The following is a 10,317-nucleotide window of genomic DNA, read 5'->3' as shown; positions in this document are numbered from 1 at the left end:
CGCCTTTGAACTGGCCGCCGTGTGGCCCTTGGCTCCGACGGAACACCATCTGGGCGACCGCGTTGACCTTCGACAAGTGCTGGGCGTGCGTGAATTTGAGCCCGTCGTTTTCGCGCAACGCAGGCGACCATTCGACGCGTTGCAGGAGCGGCTTTTCACCCGTTGGATCGACGATCACAAGCGGGCGGAATTCGGGATGGCCCGTTCCGAAATCGGCTGCATTGGCGACACGGGCGTTCGGCAAGCGCGATTTCATCCCATCGTGGCAATCGGCGCAGAATTGCTGCCGGGTCGGCTGCATAGCACCGGCGCCGGTATGCTCCGTGTGACATTCGACACAGCGGCCGCTGGGCTTGTTGAAGGCGTGCGCCACCGCACGCTGGAACCCGGCGAAACCTTGGGGTTCGCCGCGCGCCATCGTGAGCCGCTCTACAGCAGGCACGCCCGGCCGATCGGCGATGTGCTGGTGCGCGTCGTTCTTGTGGCAAGTGAGGCAGGCGTTGTCGCGAACCGCGACGAACGCCTTGACGTGGCAAGCCTGGCAATTGTTCTCAAGGTTCTTGTGGCCTTCGCTGAGATGGCGGGTAACCCACGCCGCATCGGCGTGAAGGCCGGCCGGGCGCCGCGCGTCCTTCTGTAGCGAAAGTGGTTGATACGTCATGTAGCTCCACACCGGAAACGCCAGAAACGCAACGAGCACCGCCATTGCAAAGACCCACGCCGAAGATCGCTTGCCGGGAAGCAGGCCCTGGAGCGTATAGACTTTGCCGGCATCCTTGTGCTCGGTTTCCTCGATGCGGCGCACCGTAAGGCACGGCATCCCGGTTTCGGCGTCGCGCTGGACCTGGATGCGGAAGCTGCCGAACCCAAGCTCGGCGCCCGCGGTCAGGTCGATTTCGCGGCGGGTGATGCTGCGGCCATTGGCATCGAACGGCTGTTCGCCAAGCGATTCGATGACGAGGTTGTTGTCGTCTATCCGGCGCAGGCGGGCGTGACGCGGGTCGACCGCAAGGTCGGGCAAATGGACCGCGCTCGACGAATCGCGCCCGATGACCAGTTCGTCACCGTCGACCGTCGTGGGCCGGATGATCTCTTCGCCGCTGGATTTCAGCGCGATCTGGCGGACAAGAAAGCTCATTGGCTCACCAGTAGAAGAAGACGCTGACGATATGCGCCGAAAGGGCGGCAATCAGCGCGAAGGTTGTGGGCACGTGGATGTAGAGCCAGGCCTGGAGCCAGCTTTTGATCCGCAGGTGGCGGCGCAGCCGTTCAAGCATGGCTTGCTTGCGCGACATGAGTGAATCGACTTTGTCGAGCGGATCATCGGCCACGCGCGGCCGATAAGCGCGCGCCGCTCTAAGGTCGATCAGCGCACGATTGGTGGCGCAACGCGGATACTTGCCCGTCAGTCGGTTGATGATGTTGCCCGCGAAGGGATCGTCCTCGAGGCTTTTGTCGACGATCTGTGCGCTGGCCGAATCGAGCGGTTGGGCGGCATCGTTGATCTGCCGATCGAGCGAGCGCAGCGATTCGATCATCTGCTTTTCGGTAATCGCGCCTTCTTCATCGAAGCGGTTGCGCGACAATGCCAGCGGCAGCGTGGCGTAGAGCCAGATTCCGAATATCCCCGAGCCGATCACCAGCAGCATCAGCCCCCAGGCCAGCGTGTGCACGTTCCAGCCGAAGTAAAAGCCGGAATGGATCGTACCCACGAAGGCGCAGAATATCCCGAGCCACACGTGCGCGCTCGTCCAGGCCTTGAGCGACCAGCGCCCCGGCGTGATCGCGCGCTTGCGCAAGCCCAGCATCGTCAGCCACAGGATCAGCAGCGCGCCGAGCATGCCGAGCGTGTACCCCAGCCAGCTCGACCCGAAGTGATCGCGCGGCAAGGGCACGAAGAAATAAAGCAGAACCAGGACCGTGGTGAGCAGCGCCGAGATTTTCCACCAGCGGCCATCGGAATAATTGAGGAAGCTCTGATGCTTGCTCTGCCGGTCGCGGCCGCGCTTCTTGACCGGTTCGCGCGTCTCGGTCGGGGGAGGAGTTTCGATGTCCGACTTGTCGGGACCATGCGCAATCGAAGCCATGGCCTACTCCCCCCCCGAACCGAGACGGGACACGGTCAGGAATTCGTCGGGCGAGACGCGGATAGCAGCGCCCGTGGGGCAGGCGCGCACGCAACTGGGGCCGCCTTCGATCCCCGAACACATGTCGCACTTGATCGCCTTCTTCGGCGCATTGGGGTCCTGCCCGTGCTTTTTCGACCATTTGTACGGCGGTTCGCCCGGCCCTGGCCCTGTACCGAAGAACAGCCACGACAGCAGCGACGGCTTCTTGGGCGGAATCTTGTCCATGCGGATCACGCCATAAGGGCAGTTGCGCTGGCAGTTGCCGCAGCCGATGCAGGTGTCGTTGATGAAGACCTCGCCGTCCGGACCACGATTGATCGCGTTGGGCGGGCAATCGGCCATGCAGTGCGGGTGTTCGCAGTGGCGGCAACTGGTGGGCACGTGCAGGTGCGCAAAGCTCTTGCCCGCCTCACGGTCGAGCCGCGACAATCCATCGTGGCTGTCTGCGCAGGCTTTTTCGCAATTGTCGCAGCCAACGCACAACTTTTCGTCGATCAGCAGCACGTCGGTCGCTTCGCCCAGGCCCTGGCTGACGAGGAATTTGGCCTGTTCGGAATAGAGATCGACGATCGTCGACATGCTGCCCTTGCGCGATTCGATCAGCGCGTTGGTCTGCCGGCGCAACTCCATGTCGCTCGCGGCTTTTTCGAACAGCGCCGGCTTGCGCTTGAGCACGCGCAGGAACGCTTCGCCATCGACCTTAATAACTTCGGACTTGATCGCCGCACGGACCGTGGCGGTGCGCATGCCACCATCGATCAGCGCCATTTCGCCCACATAGGACCCGGCCGGCAAATACGACAGGAACACCGGCTTTCCGCCGACTTCCTTTTCGACGATCATCGAGCCGATGCGGATGACATAGATGTCCTTGTCCTGCTCGCCTTCGGTGATGATCGCCTTGCCCGCGGGCACTTGCACGATCTTGGCGGTATCGACGACTTCGCGGATATCGTCGGGGGTCAGCCCTGAACCGAACATCTGCAGCAACTGCCGCTCGGTCGACGTGCGTTCGATCGCCTTTTTAGCGCTTGGCACCTGGCTCTGCAGCTTGAGCGCGGCGTTGCGGCTGATTTCGATACAGATCGAATCCTCCGCTGCCACGATCGTCGCGCCGCGCTTGCGCCCCGAGATCAGGCCCACTTCGCCGAAGATCGTGCCCTGGCCGATCTGGACCACCTTGGACCAGTCGTTTTCATCGATCCGAACGTTGACCGAGCCTTGCGCAATCGCGAACAGCGAAGAACCGGGATCGTTCTTCTGGAAGATGACCTCGTCTTCCTTGTAGGCGCGCGCTTCGGAATCGAGCATGAATTCGCGGATCTGCAACGTGGTCATGCCGCCCAGGATGCGGATGTTGGTGCGCAGCAGTTCCAGCCATTCGTTGACCGTGCGGCGACCGGGCAAGTGCGCGAATTTGGCTTCGAGCAGCGGCTGGTCGGCTGGTTCAAGCGTGGTGTTGCCGTTGATGATCTCGATCGCATCATAGCCCTGGTTCATGCAGTGCTTGATCAGTGGATAGCCTGCCAGCGCGCCGATCACGTAAAGGCCGGGTGCGGTGGATTCGAAGCTTGGCGACAGCGTGGGGAACGCCAGGCGATCGTTGCTGGCAAATTCGATCCCGCACCCTTCGACGAAACCGCGCGGCGGGGCTGAACCGATTCGCGCGATGAGCCGGTCACAGCGGATGCGCTCTTCGCCATCTCGCGTGGACAGCGTGATCCAGCCGGGTTCGATCGCTTTGGTTTCGGTTTCGTAGCGGATCGTCAGCTTGCCCGAGGCGTCATCCTCGATCAGCGCCTTGGCGTTGGGTTCTTTCGCGGTCGGGAAACTTTCGCGCGCGATGGTGGACTTGGACGCGCGGTTAAGCACCGTCACCACGTTGCCCTGCGCCGAATCCTCGGCCAGGCCGCGCGCGTTTTCGATCCCGGCATCGCCGGTGCCGACAACGGTCACGTGCTCATCGAGGACGGTGTAGGGATCGTCGAGCTGGTAGGTCACGTGTGGCAGGTCGAAGCCCGGGCAGCGCATCAGGTTGGGGTTGCCCTGGGTGCCGATCGCCAGCACGACATTTTCGGCCATGACGGTTTCGCCATTGGCCAGCTCGATCGCATAGGGCGGAGCAAACCGCTGTAATTCCTTGACAGTTACGCTGCCGTCACGCGCGCGCGTTTCGATTTTCTGGATCGACCCTGCAATCGCCGGACCAGTGCCCTTGATCGCCTTGACCTCGGCATTGTATTTGACGTTGACCTTCAACTCGGCGGTCCGGTCATTCCATTTCTGGAGAATGGCCTCGCGCTTGCCGGCATCGAATTCCTGTTCGGAACGCAGGATCAACTGCGATGGCGTGGCCATCACATGCTTGCCCTTCTGATACTTGTAGATCGTATCCGAAAGATGATCGGTCTTTTCGAGCAGGACGTGGCTCATGCCCAGGCTTGCAGCCCGGCTGGAAGCGCTCATACCTGCCGGTCCCGATCCAATGATCGCAACCTTGTAGATCTCGCTCACCGGCGCACTTCCTCCCGCACAGAGCCAACCAACGCAATGCCGCGCAGGCTCATCCCCAGACTATGTGCGACCCCTGTTTCGATGAAGTCTAGCGAAAGCGCGGGCTTTTGCCAGCCCCGAATTTGATCCGCACCGTCATCTCAGTTCAATCCCCGTCCGATGGCGTTTGAAACACCGCACGCCGATCGCCCCGCCGATCGCAAACCCCTGCTTGCCACTTGGCGCTGCCACGCGATAAGTCGGCTGGCGACCCGAGGCACCTGAACGCTGTCCGGTTCTGGAGACCATGATGATCGACGCCCCCGAGACTGCACCACTGCCAGAGACCACGTCCGGATCGGATGCCGAAGGTTCGGGCAGCGGAACGACGAAAGACCCGGTGGCCATGACAGTGGAAGGTTCATCCTCGGGCGGAACCAGCCGGATCGGGCGGCTCGCGCTTGCCGGCGCCGCGGTGATTGCGGTGATCGCGGGCGGCATCGCCATCTACCGCAGCCAGGCCACGCAGATCGCCACAGCTTCGCCCAGCGCCGCAGCCAGCCAGCAACCAACGGTCGATTCGGTGATCGCCAAGCTCGAAGCCAAGCTCAAGACCGATCCCAACGATGCCGAAGGCTGGCGCATGCTCGGCTGGTCCTATTTTCAGACCGAGCGGTTTGCCGAGGCTGCAACCGCCTTGCAACACGCCACCAAGCTCGATGGAAAGACGGCTGAAACGTTTTCGTTCCTCGGCGAATCGCTGGTGCTGGCCAGCAAGGAAGAAGGCCATATCCCCGCCGATGCGCAAGCGGCGTTCGACCAGGCGCTCAAGCTCGATCCCAATGATGCGCGCGCGCGCTATTTCAAGGGCGTGGCCATCGACATGGCGGGCGAACATCGCCGCGCGATCGACTTGTGGTTCGATCTGCTCAAGGACACGCCGGCCGACGCGCCTTATGCAGAAGACGTGCGTGGGGTAATCCGCAAGGTGGGCGAAAAGAACAAGATCGACGTCGAGAAGCGACTAGCCGAGGCCCGCTTTGCGCCGGCTGCGGGCGGAATGATCACCGTTGGTGCTGCCAAGGCGGCGGGCGGCATCCCCGGGCCCGATCAATCACAGATGCAGGCCGCGGCCAAGTTGCCGCCCGGGCAGCAGGACGCGATGGTGCGCGGCATGGTCGATGGGCTCGAAGCCAAGCTCAAGACCAATCCCGCAAATGCAAATGGCTGGATCATGCTGATGCGCAGCCGCGTTCAACTGGGCGAACCGGCGAAAGCTGCCCAGGCGATGCAGGCAGGGCTTGTCGCCTTCAAGAACGATTCGGCTACCGCTCGCCAGATCCGCGAAGCCGCGACCACGCTGAACATACCGGGGGCTTAGCAAGCGCTTGCACGAAACCTGCGGCACCGGCCCGCTCCCCCTCCCAAACCACCCCGCGACAGTATCCTGTGGGTGGTTTGGGAGGGGGAGCGGACCGGTGCCGCCTTCCGACGACAGTCCGACAAAAAGCGACTCGCCAGAATTCAGCCATTTACGATAAATTAACCTTTTACCTTCATCTCTCCAATGGTTAATGATGGGTAGGACCCAGTCAGGGCTTTCGGGCTCGGGGAATGGCCAGAGAGACTGCAGGAAGGGGCGAAGCCAATGCGCGTGCTGCTGATCGAGGACGAGCCGACGACGGCCAGGGCGATCGAGCTTATGCTCTCGGCCGAAGGATTTAATGTCTATTCGACCGATCTGGGCGAGGAAGGCCTCGATCTGGGCAAGCTCTATGATTACGACATTATCCTGCTCGACCTGAACTTGCCCGACATGCACGGATATGACGTGCTGAAGAAACTGCGGGTCGCCAAAGTGCAGACCCCGGTGCTGATCCTGTCGGGCATCTCGGAAATGGATTCCAAGGTGCGCAGCTTCGGCTTCGGTGCCGACGATTACGTATGCAAGCCGTTCCACCGTGAAGAACTGGTGGCGCGGATTCACGCGGTTGTCCGCCGTTCGAAGGGCCATTCGCAATCGGTCATCCGCACCGGCAAGCTGGCAGTCAACCTCGATGCCAAAACCGTCGAAGTCGACAGCGCCCGCGTGCACCTGACCGGCAAGGAATACGCGATGCTGGAACTGCTCTCGCTGCGCAAGGGCACCACGCTGACCAAGGAAATGTTCCTCAACCACCTTTACGGCGGGATGGACGAACCCGAACTCAAGATCATCGACGTGTTCATCTGCAAACTGCGCAAGAAACTCGCGCACGCCTGCAGCGGTGACAACTACATCGAAACCGTCTGGGGCCGCGGCTACGTGCTGCGCGATCCCGAGGATAAAGCTGAAGCCGCCTGACGGTTTCCATCAGAACAACGGGGACGGCAGCCTGACAAGGCTAAAACCGATCCCCGATCTAGGCCCGCCGCCACTTGCGCAGCGGGCCTTCTTTTTTGCACCACTGATCGCCGCTGGAACGCCGCGCGTTGCGGGCTAGGAGCCGAGAGTGAAAAGAACCTCCGGCGGGCAAGGGCCATCGCCCTTGCATCCCTGCCCTTTTTTGGCGATCGAACGCCCAGGCAGCGCCCTGCTGCGCGACGCTGAAGCGCAATGCTGATGAATGCCCGGGCCAAATTTGTGCATAGCCCGTCTGCTGGGGGCGACGTCACCCCGGTATGGAGTATTGGGTAGCAGTTCAACAAAGCTGGGGGGCATGACGGCTCTCGCGACCTTACGCTTGGCAACGGACAATCCGCTTTCGCCCACTCCCGGTCGTTCGTTAAGCTTGGTCGCCCGAGTGGGATCGGTTGAAACGGAACTTTCGGATTGCCTGGATGCCAGACAGTCCGATTAAGGCACCACCACATATGAGCCAAACCATCCCCCAGCCGTGAAAGACATCTGTCTCCTCTGACTTCCTCCAAATCAGTCCTGCGCCGATTATTGCTGCTATTGCCAACTGGCTGTAGGCTATCTTGGAAAACGCAAAGGCACGGGCCTCCGCCTTTGAAAACGCTACGCCTTCAGGCGCCCGGCGTTGTAGTTCATGTGATGGAGCATTCCATGCCCAACGAAATACGGACATGAATGGCAGTAAGATGGCGCCAATCCCGGCCCAAACCGCTATGTCAGCGGCCACACTATGAGAGTCCGGAATTAGCCAAACCATCAATAGGATCATGGCCACCGTGGCTGGAATGATAGACCACCAGGCGAAACGAATTCGCCTGTCAAACGTCGATATAAATTCATCGCGTTCACGCTCGCTGATGCGAAATGGCGCACCCTTCTGGCCCTTACGATAGACAATACCGTTTGGGTCATTTGCAAATTGATCTGCGAAGGTTTCCCGAATGCGGTCAAGGTCTGAGTTTCGAAACATATCCAAAGTTTAGCCAGCCTCCAAGCGGCATGCAATGTCCTCTTCCCACCAATTCCAGTCGATCAGCGCCTGATCAGGCCCTGCCTAAGGCGAACAACGCAAAGCGGGGGCGGACCCGTTTGCACGGTGCTCTTGGTCAGCGTGTGGTCATCATGTCATTATAACCCGGCTATCGCTAATTTCCCTTGGCCCGCTAGAGGTCATCCCCTCTCCAAAATCCTTTTCCTACACCCCCCGATCCTGCTATGTTCCGCTCGCTCTTTCGCATTCTGAATCCTGCTACTGCCCGCAAGAAAAGCGCTCTTGCGGATGTGCTTTATCAACAAGCTCGGGCCAACTCCTTGAACTTGCATGATTCGTGATATTTGCGGAGAATCCGGATCTGGTCCGGAATGACGAGGGGTGTTGACCGGTCGCGCTTGTGCGCCATAGCGCGGCCATGACCGCACACCGACCCGGCGACCCGACTACGATCAACCGCCTCTACGGCCGCTCGAAAGGCAAGAAGCTCCGCGCCGGCCAGCAGGACCTGGTCGATCGCCTGCTGCCCTCGCTCTCCGTGCCCGACGAAGGGCCGGTCAGCGCCGAAGCGCTGTTCGGTGACGCGCGCCCGCTCCATTTCGAGATTGGCTTCGGCGGCGGCGAGCATCTTGCGTTCCGCGCCGACTTGCTGCCAGACCACGGCTTCATCGGCTGCGAACCCTTCGTCAATGGCGTGGCGCAGGCGCTGACGCACATCCGCGATGCCCGGCTGCCCAACGTGCACCTGCACATGGGCGACGCGCTGGATGTGCTGGCGCGCGTGCCCGATGGCGCGCTCAGCTTCGTCTATCTGCTCCACCCCGATCCCTGGCCCAAGGCCCGCCACGCCAAGCGCCGCATGATGAACGACGGCCCGGTCGACCTGATCGCCGCCAAGCTTCGGCCGGGCGGTGAATTCCGCTTCGGCACCGATCATCCGATATACTTGCGCCACGCGCTGATGGTGATGCGCCGCCATTGCTCGAGTCTGGGCAGCGGCAATGCAGCGCAGTTCGAATGGCTGTGCGACAAACCGGCGGATTTTCAGCACCGCCCCGGCGGCTGGCCCGAAACGCGCTACGAAGCCAAGGCGCGAGAGCAAGGCCACGAGGTCTGGTACTTCCGATTTAGGCGAAAATAGGTCAAAGACTTATTTTTGGAAATGGCCTAAAACCAACATGTTATCTACGAAATTGCACGCTGCACTATCCGGCAATTTCCGTAACGGTGATTGCACAGTGCTTACTTTTGCGGTACACGAGGTATTGCAATGGCGACCGGCAGGATCAGCAAACGAACGCTTGATGCGTTCCAATCGAGCGGGGTGACCGGCTTCCTTTGGGATGAAGATCTCAAGGGGTTCGGGGTCAGGGTCGCAGCTTCCGGAGCGGCGTCCTACGTTATACAGTTCCGGATGGGCGGGCGCGAATCACCGACGCGCCGTTACACCATTGGAGCCAATGGCTCGCCCTGGACCCCGGCCACGGCTCGCGAGGAGGCCATCCGCCTCCTCATTCTCGTCGCTCGCGGCATTGACCCGATGGAGGAAGACAAGAAGCGGCGCCGGGAAGCGGTGGATCTCGCCTTCTCCAAGTATGCCGATAGCTTCAGCGTCGCGTGCAAGGGCAAGGGTTGGAAGACCCTAGTGAACCGGTCGATCCGACTTCACCTCAAACCGGTCCTGGGCAATAAGCCTTTGCCGACCATCACGAGGTCGGACGTGGTGGCCGTCTTCGACCGAATGCCAGACGAGCAGGCCGCAAATAAGCGCAATGTGTTCGCTGTCCTTCGCCGCCTGTTCAAATGGGCGGTAAGCCGTGGTGACATCCTGCACAGCCCGATGGAGGGAATGGAAACCCCGCCACCCGTCAAGCCGCGGGACCGCTGGCTCCTCGATGCCGAACTCAAGCAAATCTGGGAGCAGGCTCCAAAAACTCATAAGTGCTTCGGCCCTATTGTCCGCTTGCTCATCGTTACCGGCCAGCGCCGCGAGGAGGTGACGGGGCTGGATTGGGACGAACTGGACCGGGAGGGGCGTGAATGGCGCCTGCCTAGCCACCGCACCAAAAACGGCGAGCCCAATTCCGTGCCTTTGAACGACCTGGCGATCGCCGAATTGGATCTGGCCGCCAAGGGCGAAAAATGGCCCAAGCATGGACGGGTATTCTGGACTTGTAACGGTTTCGTGCCGGTCACCTATCTCATTATGCCACCTTGGCCTCGAATGCGAGCGGGCTGATCCCGGCCAGATATGAGTGACGCCGCCGCGTGTTGTAGAACCCGTTGATGTACTGGAAGATCGCTGC

At 61.1% G+C, this 10,317-nt stretch carries 9 protein-coding genes; 4 read left to right on the top strand and 5 right to left on the bottom strand.

The window, feature by feature from the left end:
• The 3 genes from Q0R16_RS13865 to Q0R16_RS13855 form a co-directional block, all read right to left on the bottom strand.
• Positions 1–1,138, bottom strand: a 1,138-nt coding sequence (locus Q0R16_RS13865) for a cytochrome c3 family protein (protein WP_295637156.1), incomplete at its 3' end; no start/stop codon positions are given.
• Positions 1,139–1,142: 4 nt separating this feature from the next.
• Positions 1,143–2,087 carry a ferric reductase-like transmembrane domain-containing protein gene (locus tag Q0R16_RS13860; protein WP_295637153.1) on the bottom strand — a complete coding sequence of 315 codons (945 nt, stop codon included), beginning with the start codon at positions 2,085–2,087 and terminating at the stop codon, positions 1,143–1,145.
• Between the two features lie 3 nt (positions 2,088–2,090).
• Complete coding sequence (locus tag Q0R16_RS13855) at positions 2,091–4,643, bottom strand: cyclic nucleotide-binding domain-containing protein (RefSeq protein ID WP_295637150.1); 2,553 nt, start codon at positions 4,641–4,643, stop codon at positions 2,091–2,093.
• 289 nt (positions 4,644–4,932) lie between these two features.
• Here Q0R16_RS13855 and Q0R16_RS13850 point away from each other — a divergent pair, with 289 nt between their 5' ends.
• Complete coding sequence (locus Q0R16_RS13850) at positions 4,933–6,003, top strand: tetratricopeptide repeat protein (RefSeq protein ID WP_295637147.1); 1,071 nt, start codon at positions 4,933–4,935, stop codon at positions 6,001–6,003.
• Between the two features lie 267 nt (positions 6,004–6,270).
• Complete coding sequence (gene ctrA, locus Q0R16_RS13845) at positions 6,271–6,966, top strand: response regulator transcription factor CtrA (protein ID WP_295637144.1); 696 nt, start codon at positions 6,271–6,273, stop codon at positions 6,964–6,966.
• Between the two features lie 421 nt (positions 6,967–7,387).
• Here the strand turns inward: ctrA and Q0R16_RS13840 are convergent, their stop codons facing one another.
• Positions 7,388–7,990 (bottom strand): hypothetical protein, encoded by a 603-nt coding sequence (locus tag Q0R16_RS13840; protein WP_295637141.1) that lies wholly within the window; start codon positions 7,988–7,990, stop codon positions 7,388–7,390.
• Positions 7,991–8,429: 439 nt separating this feature from the next.
• Here Q0R16_RS13840 and Q0R16_RS13835 point away from each other — a divergent pair, with 439 nt between their 5' ends.
• The gene (locus Q0R16_RS13835) at positions 8,430–9,152 is read left to right on the top strand and encodes a tRNA (guanine(46)-N(7))-methyltransferase TrmB (protein WP_295637139.1); all 723 of its coding nucleotides are present in this window, start codon (positions 8,430–8,432) and stop codon (positions 9,150–9,152) included.
• A gap of 129 nt (positions 9,153–9,281) precedes the next feature.
• A complete protein-coding gene (locus Q0R16_RS13830) occupies positions 9,282–10,250 on the top strand; it encodes an integrase arm-type DNA-binding domain-containing protein (protein WP_295637137.1) in 969 nt (322 codons plus the stop codon).
• Here the strand turns inward: Q0R16_RS13830 and Q0R16_RS19610 are convergent.
• A partial coding sequence (locus Q0R16_RS19610; protein WP_366857042.1) for an IS3 family transposase occupies positions 10,216–10,317 on the bottom strand: 102 nt, incomplete at its 5' end. The genes Q0R16_RS13830 and Q0R16_RS19610 overlap by 35 nt on opposite strands.

This window comes from Novosphingobium sp., assembly GCF_025351285.1.
Classification (GTDB): Bacteria; Pseudomonadota; Alphaproteobacteria; order Sphingomonadales; family Sphingomonadaceae; genus Novosphingobium.
This window is presented reverse-complemented; position numbering and strand designations above follow the sequence as displayed.